The 21,129-nt window shown below is 65.6% G+C and carries 23 protein-coding genes; 12 read left to right on the plus strand and 11 right to left on the minus strand.

Annotated elements, in window-relative coordinates; all coding sequences use genetic code 11:
- Positions 1–11 precede the first annotated feature (11 nt).
- A complete protein-coding gene (locus BDW41_RS18975; RefSeq protein WP_074551313.1) occupies positions 12–626 on the plus strand; it encodes a trimeric intracellular cation channel family protein in 615 nt (204 codons plus the stop codon).
- A gap of 40 nt (positions 627–666) precedes the next feature.
- On the opposite strand, the gene BDW41_RS18980 is transcribed toward BDW41_RS18975, so the two are convergent.
- Positions 667–882, minus strand: coding sequence for a DUF3820 family protein (locus BDW41_RS18980; protein WP_074551311.1), 216 nt, complete (start codon positions 880–882; stop codon positions 667–669).
- 153 nt (positions 883–1,035) lie between these two features.
- On the opposite strand from BDW41_RS18980, the gene BDW41_RS18985 reads away from it, so the two are divergent.
- Positions 1,036–1,221: a hypothetical protein gene (locus BDW41_RS18985; RefSeq protein WP_074551309.1), complete on the plus strand. Its 186-nt coding sequence runs from the start codon at positions 1,036–1,038 to the stop codon at positions 1,219–1,221.
- Between the two features lie 141 nt (positions 1,222–1,362).
- Here BDW41_RS18985 and BDW41_RS18990 read toward each other — a convergent pair whose 3' ends face one another.
- From BDW41_RS18990 to BDW41_RS19000, 3 genes are all read right to left on the minus strand, one after another.
- Complete coding sequence (locus tag BDW41_RS18990; RefSeq protein ID WP_074551307.1) at positions 1,363–2,073, minus strand: rRNA pseudouridine synthase; 711 nt, start codon at positions 2,071–2,073, stop codon at positions 1,363–1,365.
- A 205-nt stretch (positions 2,074–2,278) separates the two neighbouring features.
- On the minus strand, positions 2,279–2,902 hold the full coding sequence (locus BDW41_RS18995) for a dihydrofolate reductase family protein (protein ID WP_074551306.1): 624 nt from the start codon (positions 2,900–2,902) through the stop codon (positions 2,279–2,281).
- A 130-nt stretch (positions 2,903–3,032) separates the two neighbouring features.
- Positions 3,033–4,091: an alpha/beta hydrolase gene (locus tag BDW41_RS19000; protein WP_074551304.1), complete on the minus strand. Its 1,059-nt coding sequence runs from the start codon at positions 4,089–4,091 to the stop codon at positions 3,033–3,035.
- Positions 4,092–4,281: 190 nt separating this feature from the next.
- Between BDW41_RS19000 and BDW41_RS19005 the strand changes: the two genes are divergently transcribed.
- Entirely contained in the window at positions 4,282–4,635 is a 354-nt protein-coding gene (locus tag BDW41_RS19005; RefSeq protein WP_074551303.1) for a hypothetical protein, read from the plus strand.
- 90 nt (positions 4,636–4,725) lie between these two features.
- Here the strand turns inward: BDW41_RS19005 and BDW41_RS23195 are convergent, their stop codons facing one another.
- Entirely contained in the window at positions 4,726–5,001 is a 276-nt protein-coding gene (locus tag BDW41_RS23195; RefSeq protein ID WP_074551301.1) for a hypothetical protein, read from the minus strand.
- A 297-nt stretch (positions 5,002–5,298) separates the two neighbouring features.
- Between BDW41_RS23195 and BDW41_RS23545 the strand changes: the two genes are divergently transcribed.
- Both BDW41_RS23545 and BDW41_RS23550 read left to right on the plus strand, forming a co-directional pair.
- On the plus strand, positions 5,299–6,333 hold the full coding sequence (locus BDW41_RS23545) for a DUF1254 domain-containing protein (protein WP_199535380.1): 1,035 nt from the start codon (positions 5,299–5,301) through the stop codon (positions 6,331–6,333).
- A 3-nt stretch (positions 6,334–6,336) separates the two neighbouring features.
- The gene (locus tag BDW41_RS23550; RefSeq protein WP_199535381.1) at positions 6,337–6,807 is read left to right on the plus strand and encodes a DUF1214 domain-containing protein; all 471 of its coding nucleotides are present in this window, start codon (positions 6,337–6,339) and stop codon (positions 6,805–6,807) included.
- Positions 6,808–6,934: 127 nt separating this feature from the next.
- On the opposite strand, the gene BDW41_RS19020 is transcribed toward BDW41_RS23550, so the two are convergent.
- Complete coding sequence (locus BDW41_RS19020; RefSeq protein ID WP_074551300.1) at positions 6,935–8,428, minus strand: DUF1254 domain-containing protein; 1,494 nt, start codon at positions 8,426–8,428, stop codon at positions 6,935–6,937.
- Between the two features lie 416 nt (positions 8,429–8,844).
- Positions 8,845–9,459, minus strand: coding sequence for a peroxiredoxin (locus tag BDW41_RS19025; RefSeq protein ID WP_074551298.1), 615 nt, complete (start codon positions 9,457–9,459; stop codon positions 8,845–8,847).
- Positions 9,460–9,835: 376 nt separating this feature from the next.
- Here BDW41_RS19025 and BDW41_RS19030 point away from each other — a divergent pair, with 376 nt between their 5' ends.
- The 3 genes from BDW41_RS19030 (at position 9,836) to BDW41_RS19040 (ending at position 12,932) form a co-directional block, all read left to right on the plus strand.
- The gene (locus BDW41_RS19030; protein ID WP_074551297.1) at positions 9,836–10,672 is read left to right on the plus strand and encodes an SAM-dependent methyltransferase; all 837 of its coding nucleotides are present in this window, start codon (positions 9,836–9,838) and stop codon (positions 10,670–10,672) included.
- A gap of 172 nt (positions 10,673–10,844) precedes the next feature.
- Positions 10,845–11,147: a hypothetical protein gene (locus tag BDW41_RS19035; RefSeq protein ID WP_074551295.1), complete on the plus strand. Its 303-nt coding sequence runs from the start codon at positions 10,845–10,847 to the stop codon at positions 11,145–11,147.
- 9 nt (positions 11,148–11,156) lie between these two features.
- Complete coding sequence (locus tag BDW41_RS19040; protein ID WP_074551293.1) at positions 11,157–12,932, plus strand: GGDEF domain-containing protein; 1,776 nt, start codon at positions 11,157–11,159, stop codon at positions 12,930–12,932.
- A 246-nt stretch (positions 12,933–13,178) separates the two neighbouring features.
- Here BDW41_RS19040 and BDW41_RS19045 read toward each other — a convergent pair whose 3' ends face one another.
- Positions 13,179–13,889 carry a DUF899 family protein gene (locus BDW41_RS19045; protein WP_074551291.1) on the minus strand — a complete coding sequence of 237 codons (711 nt, stop codon included), beginning with the start codon at positions 13,887–13,889 and terminating at the stop codon, positions 13,179–13,181.
- Positions 13,890–14,109: 220 nt separating this feature from the next.
- Here BDW41_RS19045 and BDW41_RS19050 point away from each other — a divergent pair, with 220 nt between their 5' ends.
- On the plus strand, positions 14,110–14,562 hold the full coding sequence (locus tag BDW41_RS19050) for a GyrI-like domain-containing protein (protein WP_074551289.1): 453 nt from the start codon (positions 14,110–14,112) through the stop codon (positions 14,560–14,562).
- A 205-nt stretch (positions 14,563–14,767) separates the two neighbouring features.
- Here BDW41_RS19050 and BDW41_RS19055 read toward each other — a convergent pair whose 3' ends face one another.
- The gene (locus BDW41_RS19055) at positions 14,768–15,388 is read right to left on the minus strand and encodes a hypothetical protein (protein ID WP_074551288.1); all 621 of its coding nucleotides are present in this window, start codon (positions 15,386–15,388) and stop codon (positions 14,768–14,770) included.
- Positions 15,389–15,592: 204 nt separating this feature from the next.
- Here BDW41_RS19055 and BDW41_RS19060 point away from each other — a divergent pair, with 204 nt between their 5' ends.
- Both BDW41_RS19060 and BDW41_RS19065 read left to right on the plus strand, forming a co-directional pair.
- Positions 15,593–17,035: an alkaline phosphatase family protein gene (locus tag BDW41_RS19060; protein WP_074551286.1), complete on the plus strand. Its 1,443-nt coding sequence runs from the start codon at positions 15,593–15,595 to the stop codon at positions 17,033–17,035.
- Positions 17,036–17,191: 156 nt separating this feature from the next.
- Positions 17,192–19,501: a transferrin receptor-like dimerization domain-containing protein gene (locus tag BDW41_RS19065; RefSeq protein ID WP_074551284.1), complete on the plus strand. Its 2,310-nt coding sequence runs from the start codon at positions 17,192–17,194 to the stop codon at positions 19,499–19,501.
- 16 nt (positions 19,502–19,517) lie between these two features.
- Here the strand turns inward: BDW41_RS19065 and BDW41_RS19070 are convergent, their stop codons facing one another.
- Positions 19,518–19,838 carry a GIY-YIG nuclease family protein gene (locus tag BDW41_RS19070; protein ID WP_074551378.1) on the minus strand — a complete coding sequence of 107 codons (321 nt, stop codon included), beginning with the start codon at positions 19,836–19,838 and terminating at the stop codon, positions 19,518–19,520.
- 67 nt (positions 19,839–19,905) lie between these two features.
- Entirely contained in the window at positions 19,906–20,361 is a 456-nt protein-coding gene (locus BDW41_RS19075) for a hypothetical protein (protein WP_074551282.1), read from the minus strand.
- Positions 20,362–20,473: 112 nt separating this feature from the next.
- Between BDW41_RS19075 and BDW41_RS19080 the strand changes: the two genes are divergently transcribed.
- Positions 20,474–21,127 (plus strand): 2'-5' RNA ligase family protein, encoded by a 654-nt coding sequence (locus BDW41_RS19080; protein WP_074551280.1) that lies wholly within the window; start codon positions 20,474–20,476, stop codon positions 21,125–21,127.
- Positions 21,128–21,129: the final 2 nt, after the last annotated feature.

Here is a 21,129-nt window from a genome sequence, read left to right on the forward strand (position 1 = left end):
CTGGGGGCACCATGATCCGCAAACACGTCGTGCTTGCCGCCGATCTCGCGGGCACCGTGGTGTTCGCGATAGAGGGCGCCAATGCGGCCATCCGCGCCGGGCTGGATCTGCTTGGCGTGCTCGTGCTGTCTTTCATCGTCGCGCTGGGCGGCGGCATGGTTCGCGATCTGCTGATCGGCGATGCGCCGCCCAGTGCGATACGTGACTGGCGTTATCCCGTGCTCGCGTTTGCCGCGGGGCTGGTGGCGTTTCTCTTCCATACGCAGGTGGCCGCCCTGCCGGCGCCGCTGCTGACCACGCTCGATGCGGCGGGCCTGGCGCTCTTTGCCGTGGCCGGCGCGGAGAAAGCGCTCGACTTCAAGATCAATCCTTTCATTGCGATGCTGATGGGCGCAATCACCGGCTGCGGCGGTGGCGTCATCCGCGACGTGTTGCTGGCGCGCGTGCCGATGGTGCTGGTGGCGGATATCTATGCCAGCGCGGCGTTGCTGGGTGCGGCCGTGCTGGTGCTGGGGCGGCGATTGGGATGTCCGCCCGCGGTCGCCGCGCTGGTGGGTGGATTGGTGTGCTTCACCTTGCGCGTAGCCGCGGTTCGGTACGGGTGGCAGTTGCCGAGGATCGCCTGAGAACCGCGCCGCCTGCGTCGCTTGCATGCGGCGATACGCCTTACTTGCGCTTCCTCAACGGATCGAGCAAGGGCTTCAAGCCATTGTGATCGAGCTCCAGCGCCAGCGCGAACAGGTTGCCGAGGTCGCTGGGCGGGAAGCCTTTGCGGGCGTACCAAGCCAGATAGGCGCCAGGCAGGTCAGCGATAAGGCGGCCTTGGTATTTGCCGTAAGGCATGGTCACGGTGACCAATCGTTGCAGGTCTTCGGGCTTCATGGGCGTGTCGTTGATGGGAGATTCTGTAAGTTCAGAGCAATGAACGGGATCCACTGGCGCGCGTGCTTATGGCCCGCGGCAGCACTTTCTTCACATTGTCCACGGCAATAGGGAGTAGGGTCGATAGACCGCCAACGATCAGTGAGATGCCCCATGGAAAAAAACTCGAGGCCCCTGTCGACGGAGTACATCCACTCCGTTTATTCCGGAAAGAGCACCAACGTGGTCGTTGACGAGAAGAAGGACTTCCATTCCACCAACCAGTTCGACCGCGATCCCGCGCACACGGGCCAGGCGCCGCAGGATCCCAGGAGCGTTCGAAAGCCGTACGGGCGTTGAGCCGCTTTTTTCCGCTCGATGTTTCAATGGAGGTCGTCCGGCGATGGATGCATGGTGGTACGCATCTGTTCGCCGGCATTGATTCAAACCGACGAATAAGCGGCGGAACAGGCGTCGCCTGCCGCCCCATTAACGTCATCATCAAAACCGATCCGTGCTGGCCAGATATCGCCATTGCCCTGGTTGCAGCCGGGACATGGGAATGCGGCCGACGCGAAGGCGCTTGATCGCAAGCACCGTCAGGCCGACGGCGTTGCACATGCGTTCGACCTTGTCGGGTGATATCCGCTTCAAGGCGAAGCGCAGGTTGTGCTCGTTCAGCCAGCTCACCTTGATCGGTGGCAGCGCATAGTGGTCGAAGCTGAGCCCGTGGTTGAGCAACGCAAGGCCGTTGGGTGCCAGCTTGCCCGCCACCTCGACCACCAGTTCCTGCTCGATGCGGTCGGCATCTTCTTCCAGGCGACGCTTCACCCGCCAGTCCTGGGTGAACACCACCAGGCCGCTGGCCTTGTCGGGCAGGGGCAACGGCGATTCCAGCCGTGCAAAGTGACGCTTCAGCGCGCGCACGCCGGAGGTATCGTCAGCGGCGTGGTTCTCGATGCGGATCAAGGCACGTGCCTCGTCGATGCTCATGCCAGCGGGCTTGTGCAGCACCAGCGTGGCGGGCTCTGCCGCTTCGAGCCTGGCGTCCGGGTCGATCTCGACGTGCTGATCCAGCACCTTGAACTGCGGTTCCTCGACGGTCACGCCATCCACGCGCACCCAGCCGCCTTCGATATACATCTCGGCTTCGCGGCGAGAGCACTGGGCAAGCGCGGCGACACGTTTGGCGAGGCGGACGGGTTCGGTCATGGGCGTTGCCGGGAGTGAGGCAGGTCATTATAGACGGCCCGGTTTCGTCCCTAAGCAAACGGAGCGCGTAGCCCGCATGAAGCGCGTAGCCCGGATGAAGCGCAGCGGAATTCGGGAGGGATGCGTGCGCGTTTCTTCGTGCAGTGACGGCTTGGCTTTTATTTGCGCGGCGCGATCCCGGATTTCGCCGTTGGCTTCATCCGGGCTACGGGTTTCGGTTTGGCTGATAGGTCTGCGCAAGCGCGCCGAGTGGAAAGGTCTTTGAGTGGATCAGCTTGAGCGGCACCGGTGCGGGCAGGTCGGCGAAGATGGGCAGGCCTCTGCCGAGCACGATGGGATAGACCATCAACATGTACTCGTCGACCAGGCCGTGGGCGATAAGGCTGCGCGCGAAGGTGGCGCCGCCGATGGCGATGATGGGCTTGCCGTCCGTGGCCTTGAGCCGCTGGATTTCATCCGCCAGGTCGCCGCTGGCCACGTAGGCCTGCGCCCAGCTTTCCGCGCCCGGTTGCAGCGGCGCGGTGGATCGCTCACGAGCATCCTTCAGCGCCTTGGCGGCAGGCGCCAGCACGGCAGCGCCCTGTCTTGAAAAGACGGCCTTGGGAATCTGGTTCATCGGTGGCGCAAACACCACAGTGGACGTCGGCCAGTAAGGCGACATGTCCTGAAAGGATCGGCTGCCCATGATGATCAGGCTGGCGTCCCACAGCTGCTCGAGCTTCCAGACGATGGCTTCCTGGTCGCCGCTGAATACCCATTGGATGTCGCCGTCGACGCCGCTCACAAAGCCGTCGAGCGACATGGACATGCTAAGGACCAACTTCCTCATCGATTTCTCCCCGCGCTGTTTGATCCCGACTCCTGCGACTCGTGGCCGGCCCTTACTATCGCGTCGAATGAGCGTTGCCGATTTCGACAGGCTGTTCGTTACCTCAGCGCGAATGCAGGTCAATCATGCCCTACCGCCGAAAGCGATCCACATCCATCACCGCCTTGGCGAACGCCTCTGGCGCTTCCTGCGGCAGGTTGTGGCCGATGCCGCCCGTGATCAGGCGGTGTTCGTACGGGCCGGTGAATTTGCGGGCGTAGGCTTCTGGCTGGGGATGCGGCGCGCCGTTGGCGTCGCCTTCCAGGGTGATGGCGGGCACGTGGATGTCCGGCGACGTCGCGAGTTTTCTTTCCAATGAGTCGTACTGCGCTTCGCCCTCGGCCGTGCCCAGGCGCCAGCGGTAGTTGTGGATGGCCACGGCAACCTGGTCGGGGTTGTCCAGCGCGGCGGCGGAGCGCGCGAAGGTGGCGTCATCGAAGCCCCATTGCGGCGAGGCCAGCTCCCAGATGAGCCGCGCGAAGTCGTGTGTGTACTTCGCGTAGCCCGCTTCGCCGCGTTCGGTGGCGAAGTAGTACTGGTACCACCATTGCAGCTCGGCCTTGGGCGGTAGCGGCGCGCGATTCGCGGCCTGGCTGCCAATGAGATAGCCACTGACCGAGACCAGCGCCTTGCAGCGCTCCGGCCATAGCGCGGCGAGGATGTCCGCGGTGCGCGCGCCCCAATCGAAGCCGGCGACGATGGCCTGGTCGATCTTCAGCGCGTCCAACAGGGCGATGGCGTCGGTGGCGAGCGCCGCCTGCTGGCCATTGCGCGGCGTGTCGGCGGAGAGAAAGCGCGTGTCTCCATAGCCGCGCAGCCACGGCATGATCACGCGATAGCCGGCAGCAGCGAGGATGGGCGCCACGTCGACAAAGCTGTAGATGTCGTACGGCCAGCCGTGCAGCAGCAGTACGGGCTTGCCGTTGGCCGGGCCGTCTTCCGCGTAGGCCACGTCGAGCACGCCGGCCTGCACATGCTTGATGGACTTGAACGAGGTGTGGCCGTCGCTCGCCCGGCGCTTGCCGCCGGTCGGCGTCGGCGCGGTCGCTTCCGCATGGGCCAGCGAGGCAAGCCCGAACGGGGCGATGGCAAGGCCCAGTGCGGTCGCACCAAGGAAACGGCGGCGCTTGGGGTCGATCAGGTCCGACATGGTGGCTCTCCGGCGAGTAGGTATGGGCACAGGAGAACATCGCCATGTATCGCCACTGTGTGGCGAGCGGCCCGGATTGAAAGCACATGTACCGGCCGGGCCGCCGGATACATTCGGATACAGAGGCGGGACCTTTTAGGCCGCGAATGGCCCCAGACTGGGCTCGGGACGGAAAGCTGAGGGAGGACGCATGAGCTGGTTGGATCCGCAGTGGTTCACGCTGGAGGCGCTGTCGGCGGAGTGGCGGCGCAAGGACATCCGCCAGTGGTTGATCGGCCTGGTCACCACGTCGATCGTGCTGGCGCTGCTGTGCCAGCCGGAAACCATCCACATGGCACTGTATATCGATTCCGTGGGCATCGATGTCGCGCTGGCCGTGCTCGAACTGCAACTGCTGGTGGGTTTGACGCTTTTCTATCAGCAGAGCTTGGCGATGCTTCGCGGGGAGTACGACTCGGGCGGCCTGCTGAGCGTGCTGATGCGCAAGACGGGGTCGCTCTGCCGCTACCTGCGCGAAGCGATGCGAGGTTCGTTCCGCGAGTAGTGGTGGCTGGCGTCTTCCTGTTGGCGCGGCGCGCACAAAAAAACGGCCGGCGAAGGGCCGGCCGTCGGGAATGCGGCGAACAGCGGGCGATTACTCCTCGCCGTCTTCCTCTTCTTCCTCTTCTTCTTCGTCCTCGAAGGTTTCCAGCTCTTCCACACGGAGGAAGTTCGGCGCGGCATCGGCAAAGCTGATCTGCTTGCCGTTCACCAGCATCGGGCGCACGTCACGGCGGGTGGCGCCGCCCTGCGCGGACTCCACCAGGGCGAAGCACACGAGCGCTTCGGCGCTCTCGTCGCCGTTCTCGTCGAACACGGCAACCCAACCCGTGGCGGGCATGATCTGGATGATGGTTTCTTGCGCGGACATGGCAACTCCGGTTGGTCAAACGCGGAAGCTTGCCGGCTGCACGGCGGGACTGCAAGCGAACATTTTGTGACCGCCAGGGGAACGCCCGTGGCCGCTTTCCGCCACCCGTTGCAGGGAGGCGACAAGCACGGGCGCTTGCCGGAGAGTCGAGTGTCGCCAGCGCCCATGGTGGCGCGGCCGCCGGGTCGTCTACGTAAATATACTGGCCTCAGTCTGCAATCTTACGGAGGCGGTCCCGCCGCCCTAAGTGCTTTCATCTGGCCTACCCGCAACAACGTTTTAGCCAGGAGTATGCACATGCGCGCCGGTTCGATCGCCTCACGAATTTCCCCTGCCTTGCTTGCTGCCGCGGTAAGCATGGCCTTCAGCATGCCGCTGTGGGCAGACAACGCCCAGCCGAAGGGCAATGTGACCGTTCTGGGGGCGACGACGCCCGGCCAGGTGGCGGGCCCCTTGGCGGGCGGGCGCATCACCGAGGAATACGCGCGGCAGATGGCGCGCACGCTCTACGTATGGGCATGGCCCATGGTCAACATCTACAACCGCCGCGTGACGTTCACGCCACTGAAGGAGCCGGGCAGGCTGGGTGGCGCGCTTCCCGCATCGCCTCTCAACCGGGTCAGCATGCTCACCGACTATGTGACGCCGACGGAGCGCGATGTCGCTTGCCCGAATCAGGACGTCGTGTACGGTGGTGGCCCGCTGGCGCTCGACATCGAGCCCGTCATCGTGCAGGTCCCGGATTTCGGCAAGCGTTTCTGGGTTTACCAAGTGGTGGATCTGCGCACCGATAGCTTTGCCAACCTGGGCAAGATGTACGGTACCAAGCCGGGCTTCTACATGCTGGTGGGCCCGCACTGGAAGGGCACGGTGCCCAAGGGCATCACCCAGGTTTTCCGCGCGCAGTCCAATACGGGCTTCATCATCCCGCGCGTGTTCATGGACGATACGGCGGCGGACCGCGAGGCCATCCAGCCGCTGATTTCGCAGATCAACGTGTATCCGCTGTCGCAGTACGACGGCAAGATGAAGCACATGGACTGGAGCAAGACGCCTTCGTTCCCGGCGCCCCCGCCCGCGGCAAACGGCGCCGAGCGGCCGGTGGTCATCCCCGACAAGTTCTTTGACGAGCTGCCCGCGGTGCTCGCGGACGCGGAACCGCTGCCCGGCGAGGAGGTGCTTTACGCCCAGGCGCGGGGATTGCTCGCGGCGGCCAAGGCCGACCCGGCGATCAAGAAGGCCATCGACGAGGAGGCGGCCAGGACCGAGAAGGACGTGGTGGCCCCGCTGTTGCAGTTCCACAGGTTCGGCGTTCCGCTGCCGTACGGCTGAACGGTGGCGTCCAACGGCGCCCAGTTCGGCACGGACTATTTCACGCGCACGGCCGTGGCGCGCTCCAACATCTTCGTCAACAAGCCGAACGAAGCGTCGTACTTCTATCAGGACTTCGACGGCAACGGCACGCGCCTTGGCGGCGGCAAGCGCTACACCGTCACCTTTGCCAAGGGCACGCCGCCGGTGAAGGGCTTCTGGTCCATCACCATGTACGACGCGCAGCATTTCTTCGTGCCCAACGCGCTCAACCGCTACTCGCTGGGCACCAAGAACAAGGACCTGAAGCTCAACGACGACGGCTCCGTCACCCTGTACGTGCAGCCGGACGAGCCGAGCGATCCGGCCAAGCGCGCCAACTGGCTGCCGTCGCCCAAGGAGGGCGATTTCTCGCTTTACATCCGTACCTATTGGCCCGACGACTCGGTACTGAAGGGTCAGTGGACGCCGCCCGCCGTACAGCCGGCGGCGTGAACATCGCCAGGCCGGGCCGCGTGGCCCGGCTTGTGCGGCGAGTGGATGAAAACCAGAGAGCCCGCCCTTACCGGGGCGGGCTCTCTGGTCTTGCAAGCAACACGAGGACAGGCGATCGAGCCCTGGGTTACTTGATCGGCTCCAGATCGCTCGGCCGCCAGGTCTGGTCGAAGAAGGTCTTCGTGGGTGCGTAGAGACGCACGTTGGCGAAGAATCCCTTGCCGGGAACCGTCCTGATCCAGTTCTTGCCCGGGCCGGGAGAGGTCGGGCCAAAGTAGATGTCGTACGAGCCGTCGGCATTGGCGACGGGCTTGTCCATCTTGTTGAGCGACGGGAACGGCTGGCCGTTGTCCAGGCCGGCGCCGTTTTCCGGGTTGTAGGCCGTGACCGACCAGAACAGCTTGGCGGGAATGTTGGCGGGCAGGTTGAGCTTGTAGCTCTTCTCGCCCCGCAGGGGTTCGCCCTTGGCGTCGAAGAACGTCGTGGGATACTTCGCGCCCATGCCCTCCATGTTGAGGAACATGGCCGGGCTGGTGGAGTACGCGTACGTGAAGTAGGACGCCTGGTGATTGATATCCGTGTACGAGTCGTAGCCGAACTCGTCGTTGGTCACCGGCAGACCCGGCACCCACTGGCGGTCGGTGTAGTAGCGCCCGGAGTGCGTCATCAGCGCGTAGCCCATGCGATGCGCGGTCTTGGCGGCGAGATCCAGCATCTTCTTCATTTTCTCGTCGGGCTGGAACGGCTTGCCTTTGATGATGCCCAGTTCGGCCGCCATGCCGCGGAACTGGAAATCCGCCGGGTCAACGTATTCGTGCTGGATGAAGCGGTCATACATGGCGAATGCCTCGCCATCCGTGGGATAGAGCAGGTTGGCCGCGATCTTCGAGCCGTCCGGGAATTGCATCGGCTTGGCCGAATCCTTCTTGCCGAGCGGATAGATGCGCGTCTGCTCCATGACCTTCACCGGGGCTTCGAGCTGCTTGGGATCCTTGAAGAAGCCGCGCCAGAACACGAACACGCCGTAAGTGCGCGAGCGATACACCAGGTAGCCCTGCGGAACGTCGCCCTTGTAGTCCGGCGGCAGGATCAGGTACCTGGCGCCCTTGCCCTTGTCCGGACCGACCAGGCCCACGTCGCCGCACCAGACCTTGCCTTCGATCTCGCCCTCGGAACAGATGGGCCGCTGGCGGTAGTCATCCAGAATGCCCTGCAGGCCCTGCGGGGCCTCGATGACCAGCGGGCCGTCTTCCTTCAGGTCGAGGAAGCCCAGCGCGTAGATGACGTCCGAATTGGGCGTGGTGATCAGCGTCTTGGCGTTGAGTCGTTCCTTGAAGATGGTCAGGACGTTGTAGCCCTTGCCATAGTATTTCTCGGCGCCTTCCTTCATGCCGTACATGTTGATGGACGGCAGCGCCCACAGGTAAAGCTGGACGGCGCGCTGGAACTGCAGCTCGTCCATCAGGGTCTGCGTGTCCTCCTTGGAAATCTGTGCCTCGACGTACGGAATGTTGGCCAGCTTTTCGTAGTGGCTGCCGGAATCCTGCGCCATGACCATGGCCGGTGCAGCCGCCGCAAGCAGGCTTGCGAGCATGGATGGCAGGAACGATCTTTTGAGCATGACGCACCTCTGCTTCGGATGATTGAAATGTCCGGATCAGTGTGCCGATGGCATCTGTGCTGCGACACCGTATTTTTACTGCCTGGACGGCAGCTCCATGCCTCTCTCTGCATGCGGTAACGCGGCGATCCGGCGTGGCCGATGATGAAGCCGCGCGCGGCGCTCGGGAATGCAAAGTGCGCTAGCCCCCCTAACGCGAGGGGCTCTGGAACGTCATGTGTCGGCGCGGAGCGCACTTGATGATGTTGGGATGCACGGCGACCCAGGCGTCCCTTTCTTTCGGGCGCGTCTCGTCGAACGGGAAAGCTCTGATTCTCGGCGCCCAGCGATGGGCCGCGCCGACGATCTGCTGGCCCGATGCACGTGGCAGGGCGAACGCCTTCGCGATGGCGCCGGCGTTCGCCTGCCTTGCAGACTCAGGGCGCCTTGCCCGCCTGCAGCTGCTGCACCACCGCGAGCGACTTGCTCACGTGTTCCTGCGGATGCAGGTGGTCGGCTTCGGAAGAGAACACCGCCGCGATCTTGCCGTCCTTGCCGATGACGAAGGTGACGCGCGAGATGAAACCGTGCTCGATGGCCTGGCCGCGCACGTCCTTCGCATCGGGCTCGGCAGCGGACATCTTCACGTCGTACTGGGCGGCGATCTTGCCTTGCGGGTCGGATGCCACCGGGAACTTGCCGGCGCAGTAGCTGGGATCGGCCGAGAAGGTGTTGAGCCGGTCGATGCTGTCGGCCGAGACGCCGATGATGGTGGCGCCCGCCGCGGCGAATTTCGCCGCCTCGGTGGCGAAGGCGTGCGCCTCGATATCGCAGCCGCCGGTATAGGCGGAGGGGAAGAAGTAGACGATCACCGGGCCTTTCTTCAGCGCGTCCGCCAGCGAGAGGGTGAAGCTCTTGCCGTCATGGCTGGCCTGGGTGGTGAAGGCGGGCGCGGCGGTGCCCGGGCTGATGGCGGCGAACGCCGGCATGGCGAGCGTGGCGCCGCCCGCCAGTGCGAGGGCGGCGAGCGAACGGAGCAGGTGCTTTTTCATCGTGGTGTCCTTGTGATGCGTAGGGAAGGTGGACGTGGCGGGGTGCGGGCAGGGCGGATGGAACAATCTATCGCTTGTGGCCGATGGCGTGACAGTGGAGCGCCGGCGACTGTCGAGCGGCGGTCGGTTATCCCGAAGGCGGAGCCGTCCAGGGCGCCTCACCCAACGTGAGTGCCGCCAGAGCCCACTTTCGGCGCAATTCTCACCAGGCCGTGAGCGCTACCATGCTTTGCAACAGGGGCTGGAAAGGTTTACGCCTGTATCGATCCAGCGCTTTTTTTCCAGATTTTCATAGGCGTCGGACAGCGCGGGGCGATCCTTTGCCATAGGCCGCTTGGGCGTGCTCAGGCGTCAGAAATTGCCCTAAGATCGCGGGATGGAAAATCCTTCGACTCCGGCATCGACAGACGTCCTCCGCGGCAGCCTGGCCTGTGTCGGCCTGGGCATGACGCTCGGGTCCCATCTCACGCCGCTGGCGCGCAGCCACATCGTCCAGTCGGACGTGGTGTTCGCCGGTCTGTCCGACGGCATCGTGGAGGCATGGCTGCAACGCATGCATCCGGACGTGCGCAGCCTGCAGTCCTATTACCGCGAAGGAAAGTCGCGCCAGACCACCTACCGCGAATGGGTCGAGGTGATGATGACGGAGCTGCGCGCGGGCAAGCGCGTGTGCGGCGTGTTCTACGGACACCCCGGCATCTTTGCGTGGTCGCCGCACAAGGTCATCGAGACGGCGCGCGCCGAAGGCTATGCCGCGCACATGGAGCCAGGCATCTCCGCCGAGGATTGCCTCTATGCGGATCTGGGCATCGATCCCGGCCGTTTCGGCTGCCAGCACTTCGAAGCCAGCCAGCTGCTGCTGTTCGAGCGCCGCCTCGACACCGCCGGATACGTGGTGCTGTGGCAGGTCGGGCACGTGGGCGACCGCTCGCTGGCACGCTTCACCACCGGCCCGGCCTATCGCCAGGTGCTGGTGGATCTGCTGAGCCAGGATTACCCGCTGGACCACGAAGTGATCGTCTACCGCGCGGCCACCTTGCCCATCCAGCAACCGCGCGTTCGCCGCGTGGCGCTGCGCGAGCTGCCGCATATCGAATTGCCTGCCGAGGAAACCGTGGTGTTGCCCCCGGCCAGGACGTTGACGCCCAATCGCGCCGTGCAGGCGCGACTGGCCGAGCTGGACGCGTTGGAAGAGGCCGGCGTGCCGGCCTGACGCCGTAGAGTCGCTGTGCGTCGCGGAAGAGAGGGCCGCTGGCGCAATGGCGTGACGAGTGGACACCGATGACGCCTGTCATCGTGTTTCATCGACGATGTGCCGGCCTGGCACGTCGGGTGCTTGACGCAAACAGTGCAGGATCATCACAGTAGAACGAGGGGGATCATTTATGACAGATACGATGGAGCTGCTTGAAGCCATCGGGCAGGACGCCTCGTTGCGTCATGCCACGGCCGACGCCCTGGGCGACATGCTCGATACGGCAGAGGCTTCCGATGCATTGAAGGCCGCCGTGGCCTCCGGCGACAGCGCATGGCTCGCGCAGGAATTCGGCACCCGCGTGGTCTGCGGCAGCCAGAGTTCGCAGACCTATCCGGAAAAGGTGCCGCTGCCCACGCCGACGCCCGTGCCCGGCGAAGACGAGACGCCGGACACGCCCGAAGAGCCCGACGCGTCTCCGCGCAAGGGCTAGGCCGCAGGCATGCCACGGCCCTGGCACACGTACTGGTCCTGGCTCGCTGCGGCGAGCCTGGGCTTTTGCGTGTGGCTGGGCACGGCCTACGCCGTCGAGGGCATTGCCGATCCCGCCGCGTTTCTCCAGCAGACCGAGCGGGTGCGCACCACCGATCACCCGCGCTTTGTGCGCATGCTGGCGCAGATCCACGATGAAGCGTCGCGGCTCAAGCCGGAAGAGCAGTGGTACCTGCGTTACCTCGATGCCTGGCAGGCCGCGTTCGAGGGCGACACCGGCCGCGCCAACACCATGCTGCGCGACGTCATGGATCACTCCGGCGACGTGACGCTGGAGGCCAAGGCCACCGCCTTGCTCATGCACAACTACGGCCTGAGCAGCCGCTACGAAGACGCCTTCGGGCTGGCCAACCAGCTGGCCTCGGACCTGCCCAAGGTCAGCGACAACCTGGCGCGCTTCATCGTGCTGTCCAACCTGTCGCAGCTGATGATGTTCGCGGGCCAGAACGAGCTGGCCATCAAGTACGCGCGCATGATGGAAGACGCGCTGCCGCCCGGCGAAAGCCTGTGCAACCCGCTGTCGGTGGAAGTGGCCGCGCTCAACAACAGCGGCAAGCTCACCTCGTCCAGCCAGAAACTGCGCGAGGCCGTCGACGCCTGCGTGGAGGCCGGACAACCCGTGTTCGCCGATACGGTGCTGCTGATCAAAGGCGATCTCTATCTCAGCGAGGATCAGCCCGCCAAGGCGCTGGAGCTGATCCAGCGCATGCTGCCCAGCATCAATGCCAACCGCTACTACTCCCACATGCGCGCCGCGCAGGTGCAGTTGGCGCAGGCCTACGAAAAGCTGGGCGACGACGCCAATGCACGCAAGGCCGCGCTGACCGTGCTCTCCATGAGCGGGCAGGACGAAGTCAGCGAGTGGGTGAGGAACGCCTACGAAGTGCTCTACAAGGTAGAAAAGAAGCGCGGCAACGCCGTCGCCTCGCTGTCCTATTACGAGCGCTTCGTCGCGCAGGACAAGGGCTATCTCAACGACATCAGCGCCAGGGCGCTGGCCTATGCCACCGTGCAGCAGCATCTGCTCGCGCAGCGGCTGGAGGCCGAAGGGCTGAGCAAGCAGAACAACATCCTTAAGCTGCAGCAGGCGCTGGACACCAAGGCGGTGGAGACCAGCCGGCTCTACATCGCGCTGCTGCTGGTGCTGATGGCGTCCATCGTGTTCTGGCTGTTCCGCATCAAGCGCTCGCAGCTGCGCTTCAAGATGCTGTCCTATCGCGACAGCCTGACCGGCATCTTCAATCACCAGCATTTCGTGAGCGAGGCCGAGCGCATGCTGCATGCGACGGAGCGGAAATCCGGCGCCGCGTGCCTGATCTCCATCGACCTGGATCACTTCAAGCTGATCAACGACACGCATGGCCACGCCGTGGGCGACGTGGTGCTCAAGCACACCGTGACGCTGTGCCAGCGCCAGCTGCGCCCCACCGACCTGTTCGGCCGGCTGGGCGGCGAGGAGTTCGGCATTCTGCTGCCCGACTGCACGCGCGAGCAGGGCGTGGCCATCGCCGACCGCATCCGCAAGGCCATCGAGGCCACGCCCGTGGACGGCGACGGCCGCCTGGTCACGTTCTCCGCCAGCATCGGCCTGGCCTCCACCGACAGCTCCGGCTACGAGCTGCAGCTGCTGCGCCGGGAGGCGGATGCCGCGCTCTATCGCGCCAAACGCACCGGACGCAACCGTGTGATCGCGGACAATCAGATGCCGGGGATGATCAGGGCCTGAGCGCCTTCAACATCTCGCGTGTGCGATTGGCTCCCTCACCGTCATTCCGGCGCAGGCCGGAATCCAGTGGCCTCGGGACACGGTTTTCGCTGAAGAGCCCACGGCTTTGACGTTACGCGATAACCGCACACGACCGTCACTGGATTCCGGCCTGCGCCGGAATGACGGTGAGGGGAATGAGCCTCACGGGATCGTGACAGGCTTCGACGCACACAAGCGCCCCGTCGCGACCCGCCGCTTCCGCGCTCAGCTACCGTAATCCAGCTTCGGATACCAATCCGTGCCGCGTCCCTCGGGCACGCAGTCCAGGATGGTCCAGATCGGCATGAGGTCAGGTGCGCCGCGCGGGTCCTGGCCGGGGTCGGCGGTGGCCATGCCCATCTCGCCGGCCCAGAACAGGCGGATATGGCCGTCGCGCCGGGTGAAGACGCAGAAGGCCGGCTCATCGTTGCCCTTGTCGTCGATGGCGCCGTAGTCGCGGCTGAAATGGCCGTTCACGTCCGAATACAGCGGCAGATCCTTCCAGCCGCGCGATTGCTTGAAGGCGAGCAGCCGTTCGATGGGCGAGCGTGCGATCGCCGCCAGTGCGACGCGTTGCTGGATGTCGCGCGCCTCGCCGTTCCATGCGCTCAGCAGCGACGTACACATGGGGCAGGGGCGTTCGCGTTGCGGGCCGAACATGTAGCTGTAGGTAACCAGGGTCTGCTTGTCGCCGAACAGGCCGGCGAAATCGATGGGACCGTGTTCGCCCATGAAGCGGTAGTCGCCGTTCACCTCGGGGCCGGGCGGCAGGGCGCGGCGTTGTTCGGCCACGCGCTCGATATGGCGGCGCAGTTCGATTTCCTCGGCGAGCAGGGCGTTGCGGGCGCGGCGGTAGTCGGCGCTTTCGCCAGCAAAGGTGACGCCGTTGCGCTTCACCAGCTCGGCGGCGGGAACCAGGTTGGGGGCTTGGGACATGACATGACCTCGGGCGCGGCAGACGGAAGGAGGGGCAGGCGCATCCTCGGCCCGGCAGGGCGAAGGGCGCGTCTATCCTCACGACGAACGAAGGGCGGCCGTATCGACACCGCCGGGCCGGAAAGCCGCGCGGCGTGCAAGTGGCCCTTTTCACCCTGTTGTCATATCCGCCCGCTGGCTTAGGCTTGGGGCTCGCTCAATGCCGCCCCAGGACGCCGCCATGGATCACCGGATCGTATCGCTGCCCGCCTTCACGGTTGTCGGACTGGAGTACGTCGCCCGCAGCCCCGCCGGCATCGGCCCGCTGTGGGAGCGCTTCCAGCCCCGCGGGCACGAAGTGCAGCCGCTGGCGGAAACCGGCGTGGCCTATGGCGTGTGCACCGCGATGCCGGACGGCATGCTGCGCTACGTGGCCGGCTTGCCGGTGGCGGACGATGCGGCGGTGCCCGAGGGCATGGTGAAGTTCACGGTGCCGGCGCAGAAGTACGGCGTGTTCACGCATCGGGGCGCGGTGAGCGGCATCGGCGAAACCTTCCAGACCATCCACACGCGCCTGCTGCCCAAGCTGGGTTTGCGCGCGCGGCCAGGCGTGGAGTTCGAGCGCTATGACGAGCGCTTTATCGCGCCGGATGATCCGGCGTCGGAGACGGATCTTTATATTCCGGTGGAATAAGAGGCTGCACGCGCGCTCAATGGACCCTCATTCCCCCCGCTCGTCATTCCGGCGCAGGCCGGAATCCAGTGACGGAAACGGTCGGCTGTCGCGTGAAGTCAAAGCATTGGGCTCTTCCGCGAAGACCGTGCCGCGAGGCCACTGGATTCCGGCCTGCGCCGGAATGACGTGACGAGAGTTGAAGGTCTTCAGCCAGCCCGAGACTTCACGCCGCCATCCGCACCCGCGGAAAAGCCGCGAACGCCTCGTTCAACGTCGCACTCATCTGCGCCGCCAATTCGCCGTAATTCGACGCACGCGGCACCCGTGCCCGCTTGGGCGCCTCTTCCAGCAGATCGACAAAACCACGCGTGGTGGCATCCGCCGCGTGGGCGAACACGCAGGCGCGCGGTGAATCGAGGAACACGCGCATTTCCACGCGCACGCAGACCTCGGGCGTGGTGGCGCCATCAGGCAGGATCAGCATGGACAGCGAGCGATGGCCGCGGCGGCGCAGCATGCGCAGGCATTCGTCCAGCTCGATCACCAACTGGTGGCCGTCCGGCAGGCACAGGTCGCGGTGGAACACCGCTTCCATCTCGGCCACCGCCTTGCGCACCTCGTTCTCGATGCGGCCCAGAAAGCCCACGCGCAGCTCGTGCCGCGTGTAGTGGATGGGCATGGTGGAAACCTGAATATCGTTCTTGCGCACCAGGGTGGAATGGTTGATGCGCGTGAAGCTCAGGCCCGCCGCTTCGTAGCTTTGCCGTGCGTTGGCGCCGCTGATGCCCGCGAATGCGGCCCATGCGGCCTTGAGATAGGCGATGTTCGGCGCCGTTTGCAGCATACGTGTCCCGCCATGAAGGGAGAGGGTGCCCCGTTGCCGGGGACGAGGGGTTTATCGGCGTGGAACGGAGAAACTTCAGTCCGTTCCATCCTGAACACCGCGATGTGCGCCAGGTCACGTGTACGACACGCACCGGTGATGGAATGCAGACATGCCGGGCGGCCCAATGGCCGCATCCCCTCGCACGAGCCTCAAGGCGGCGACATGACCCCCAAGACCGCGAACGCACTGTCGGCCATCAACCACGTCGTGGTGCTGATGCTGGAGAACCGCTCCTTCGACCACATGCTGGGCTTTCTCTATGCGGACTCGGGCAATGTGTCGCCCACGGGCCAGCCTTTCGAGGGACTGACCGGCAAGGAAAGCAATCCGGGCGCGGGCGGCGGGGCCGCCGTCACGGTGTTCGCCATCGAGCCGGGAACCACCAGCACCTACTACATGCCCGGCGCGGACCCCGGCGAGGGCTACAGCGCCACCAATGCGCAGCTGTTCGGCAACACCAAGGCACCCGTGCCGCCGGTGGCGACCAACCAGGGCTTCGTCGCCAACTTCGCCTCCACGCTCACGTGGGAGGCGCAGCAGAAGCGTTCCATCCTGCCGGGCACCGTGGCCGCCGATATCATGGCCATGCATACGCCGCAGACCTTGCCCGTGCTGTCGGCGCTGGCGCGCGGCTTTGCGGTGTGCGACCACTGGTTCGGCTCCGCGCCCACCGAAACCCTGCCGAACCGCGCGTTCACCCAGGCCGCCACCTCGCAGGGCCACATGGACGACGCCACCAAGTCGTTCACCGCGCCCACCATCTATGCGTCCCTTACGCAAAAGGGCGTGTCGTGGGCCATTTATGGCTACAACGCCGAACCGCTCACGCGCATGACGTATGCCGATCTGGTGAACGCGCCGGACGCCAACTTTGGCAAGTTTTCGGACTTCCAGACGGCCGCCGCCAACGGCACGCTGGCCAACTACAGCTTCCTCGAACCCAGCTGGGGTTCCAGCGGCAACAGCCAGCATCCCAACTACGATGTGGCGCTGGGCGAGCAGCTGATCCACGACGTGTACACCGCGCTGCGCAATGGACCGCTGTGGAATCAGACGCTGCTGATCGTGACCTACGACGAGCACGGCGGCTGCTACGACCACGTGCCGCCACCGACCAACGCCGTGCCGCCCGATGCCACGGCGGGCGAGTACGGTTTCGATTTCAAGCGCTTCGGGCCGCGCGTGCCGACGCTGCTGATCTCGCCGTTGATCCCCGCCGGCACGGTGTTCCGCGTACCGGCGCAGGGCATGCCGCTGGATCACACCTCCATCCTGCGCACGATCGAACAGCGCTGGGGCGTGCCGGCGCTGACCGCGCGCGATGCCGCCGCACCGGATGTCGGTGCCGTGCTCAGCTTGACGACGCCGCGCACCGACGATCCGCTCGCCGGCGTGACGGCGCCGACGTCCAAGGGAAAGAATCCGGCGGCGGGCGAGATCTCCCATCTCCAGGCGGTCTACGCGGAACTGGTGTCGCGATTGCCCGTGCCCGATGCGAACGGCAACACCCAGCACGCCATGCCGGCGCTCAAGACCGAGGCCGATGCGGACCGCTACATCGACGAGCGGCTCGCCGCGTGGAAGGCGTCGCGATCTTCGTCATAGTGGCGACAGCGCGGAGCATCCCTCCCAAGCATGACCTTTGTCCTAGGCGCCGGCCGCGGGGCAGGGGGTATAAGTGTCGCGACAGCATTGAACGTCGCCGTGTAGGGAGTGCGTGGCGGCCACTATTCGTGCCAAAAAGGTGGGGAGAGACAACGCATGATCCGTTTGACGATACGGCCGCTGCTGGCGGCTTGCCTGCTGGCTTCCATGGGCAGCGCACTGGCCGCGGACGATCCGGCCAAGGCCGGCGATGGCATGCTCGGCTTCACCGCCGAGGGCGCCGCCGCGCAGCAGAGCCTGGAGCAACGCTTCGATGCCTTGCTCGATCCGGCGGACCAGCGCGCATGGCTCAAGCAGATGTCCTCCGAGCCCAACCAGGTCGGCTCGTCGCACGACAAGGCCAACGCGGAATTCATGCTGGCCAAGTTCAAGGAGTGGGGCTGGGACGCCCATATCGAAACCTTCAACGTGCTCTATCCCACGCCCAAGAAAGTGGCGCTCGAACTGAAGGGTCCGCACCCGTACACCGCGAAGCTGCACGAACCCGCCGTGGCCGGCGATGCGACGTCCGGCATCAAGGACGGCGTGCTGCCGCCGTACAACGTCTACGGCGGCGATGGCGACGTGAGCGCGCCGCTGGTCTACGTCAATTACGGCATGCCGGACGACTACAAGGATCTGGCCCGCCGCGGCATCGATGTGCGCGGCAAGATCGTGATCGCCCGCTACGGCGGCGGCTGGCGCGGCCTCAAGCCCAAGCTGGCGCAGCAGCATGGCGCCGTGGGCTGCCTGATCTACTCCGATCCGCACGATGACGGCTATGCCGAGGGCGACACCTATCCGCAGGGCGGCTGGCGTCCGGAGGACGGCGTGCAGCGCGGTTCGGTGGCCGACATGCAGCAGTATCCCGGCGATCCGCTCACGCCCGGCGTCGGCTCCACGCCCGGCGCCAAGCGATTGGCGCTGAAGGACGCCAAAACCGTCCTCAAGATTCCCGTGCTGCCCATTTCCTACGCGGATGCCACGCCGCTGCTCAAATCGCTCACCGGGCCGGTGGCGCCGGATCACTGGCGCGGTTCGCTGCCGCTCACGTACCACATCGGTCCGAGCAGCGCGCCCGTGCACCTGACCGTGTTGTCCGATTGGGGCCAGAAGCCGGTGTACGACGTGATCGCCACGATCAAGGGTTCCACCGAACCCGACCGCTGGATCGTGCGCGGCAACCATCACGACGGCTGGGTGTTCGGCGCATGGGATCCGCTGGCCGGCAACGTCGCGCTGCTGGCGGAGGCCAAAGCCATCGGCACGCTCTACAAGCAGGGCTGGAAGCCGCAGCGCACCCTGGTCTACGCCAGCTGGGACGGCGAGGAAACGGGCCTGCTCGGCTCCACCGAATGGGCGGAAACCCACGCGGACGAGTTGAAGCAGAAGGCGGTGCTCTATCTCAACTCCGATACCAACGGGCGCGGCTTCCTGGAAGCGGGCGGCAGCCATTCCTATCAGCGTCTGGTGAATCAGGTGGCCAGCGGCGTCATCGACCCGGAAACCAAGGCCAGCGTGCTCGATCGCATGCGCGCGCACGTCATGGTCAGCGGCAGCGCCAAGGACGCCAAGCCCGAGGCCAAGGAGTTCGCCAAGCTCGCCGCGACCGGTGGCGACGTGCCGATCGCGGCGCTGGGTTCGGGCTCCGACTACAGCGCCTTCCTCGAACACCTGGGCATCGCCTCGCTGGACCTGGGCTTCAGCGGCGAGGACGACAACGGCGGCATCTACCACTCCGCCTACGACTCGTTCGACCACTACGTGCGCTTCGGCGATCCGGATTTCCAGTACGGCGTGGCGCTGTCAAAAGTCGCCGGCCACATCGTGCTGCGCACCGCCGACGCCAGCGTGCTGCCGATGCGCTTCGGCGATTTCAGCGACACGCTGGATCGCTACGTGGAGCAGTTGCACAAGCTGGTGGAGGACACGCGCAAGGACACCGAGCAGCAGCATCAGCTGCTCGACAAGCACGCGTATGCGCTGGTGTCCGATCCGACGCGGCCGATCCTGCCGCCGGAGCGCGACTCCGACGTGCCCGACATCAAGCTCGCCCCGCTCGACGACGCGGCGAAGAAGCTCAAGAAGAGCGCGCAGGCCTTCGAGGACGCCTACGGCAAGCGCGCCGCGGCCGGCCTCACGCTATCGGCCGAGCAGCGTCAGCAGGTGAATGCGCTGATGGGGCAGATGGAACAGTCGCTCACGAGCAAGGCGGGCCTGCCGGAACGCCCGTGGTTCCAGCACATGATCTACGCGCCGGGCATGCTCACCGGCTACGGCGTGAAAACCGTGCCGGGCGTGCGCGAAGCCATCGAGGCTCGCCGTTGGGACGAAGCCAACCAGTTCGCGCAGGTGACGGCGAAAACGCTGGACGGCTACCGCGAACAGCTGGACAAGATCACGGCGCTGCTGAAGAAGTCGTCCTGATCGTGAGCGGCAACCGTCATTCCAGCTCGGCCGGAGTGTCGGTTGCCGGCGCGGCGATGTCCGCGACGGCATGCAGGTAGCCGAGCTTGCGGTGCTTGGGCAGCTGCTTGATTTCCCACTCGGCGCGTGACGCCGCCGCGCGATCTGCATAGCTGCGTGAACCCAGCAGGCGCAGCGGCGGATGCGAGCGCGTGTAACGGGCGCCCTTGCCGTTCACATGGGCCAGGTAGCGCGCTTCCAGGTCATTGGTGATGCCCGCGTAGTACGAGCCGTCGCGGCATTCGATCAGGTAGAGGCACCAGGTGCCTGCGGCTGTGGCGGTGGTCGGATCGGGCATGGTCGGGGCGGTGCGTTCCATCGTCGCCAGTGTGCCTGATCTGGCTTCGCTTCCGCAGGGTGATCCGTTAGTGGGCCAGCTTGTTGCGCGCGAAGAGGGCGATGATCCAGCCGAACAGCAGCATGGCCGCCAGGTTGGCGATGAAGTTGAAGGTGCTGAAGTGCGGCGTGGCGTGCAGCGCGGAAAGCGGAACGACCACGTAGTTCATCACGACGAATACCACCACGCCGTAGGCCACGCCCCAGACCGGCCACTGCCGCGTCGCAGCAACGCGCCGGCCGACGATGAGCACGAAGATCGCGGCGATCAGCAGCGACATGGCCCATTGCAGCACCAGGCCCAGCGCCGCTTCGGGGAGGCCACCGGCCAGCGCGCCCCTGCCCAGCAGCCCGCTGGCGACATAGCGGAGGATGACCAGCGGGTTGTAGCCGCTGATCAGCGAGGCGGCGCCGATGTCCAGCGTGCCGGCGACGAAACCACCCCAGAGGATGGCGGCGAGCGGGGAGTGACGCGGGCGGAACATGGCATTCTCCAAGGCGTCTGGCGGCGTCACTGTAGCGGCAAGCTGGCCGGGCCGCGACATGACTTTCCGCAGGCGGGCGGCGGGCGGGTGTGCGAATCGCTACCATCTGGGCATGCTCTTTTCCGATCCCGTGGCGGGACCCGCCGAAACGCTGGTGGCCGAGTTGCGCGATGTCCCCGAGTGGCATCGCGGACGCGGGCGTTACGGCGTGTGGGTGGTGCCGGTGCAGGACGCGGCCTTGCTCGATTACCTCGACGCGGCGCGCGAGCAGCTTGCCGATCTGATCCATCCCAGCCCGCGAAGGCAGCCGCATCTCACCGTGTTCGTCTGCGGTTTCCATGGCGAGGATCGCGAGGACGACGATTTCCCGCCGCAGCGGTTGGCGCGGCAGATCGCGCTGCTGGATGACTGTGCGGGAGCAGCTTGCAGCCTTCCGCTGGCGCGGCCCGACAGTTTCGCTAGCGCGGCCTTCGTTCCCGTGGGCGATCCGCAAGGGCGGCTGACAGAGTGGCGACGCGCGCTGGGCGAGGCGAGCCGCGAGATCAGGCAGTCACCGTATGTGCCGCATATCACGCTGGGTCTGTATCGCCGGCGCGTCGGCGCGGAGGTGGTGCGGCAGCGGCTGTCCACGCTCGCCGCGCCGCCGCCGATGCTCGCGGTGCGGGAGCTGCATTACGTCACCTACGACACGCGCGATCAGCTGGGGCCGCTGGAGACGGTCCACACTGTGACGCTGGGGCCGGCGACGATCACGGCGAGTGCATGAAA

Origin of the sequence: Dyella sp. AtDHG13 (genome assembly GCF_003201105.1) — a bacterium.
Lineage (GTDB): Bacteria > Pseudomonadota > Gammaproteobacteria > Xanthomonadales > Rhodanobacteraceae > Dyella > Dyella jiangningensis_B.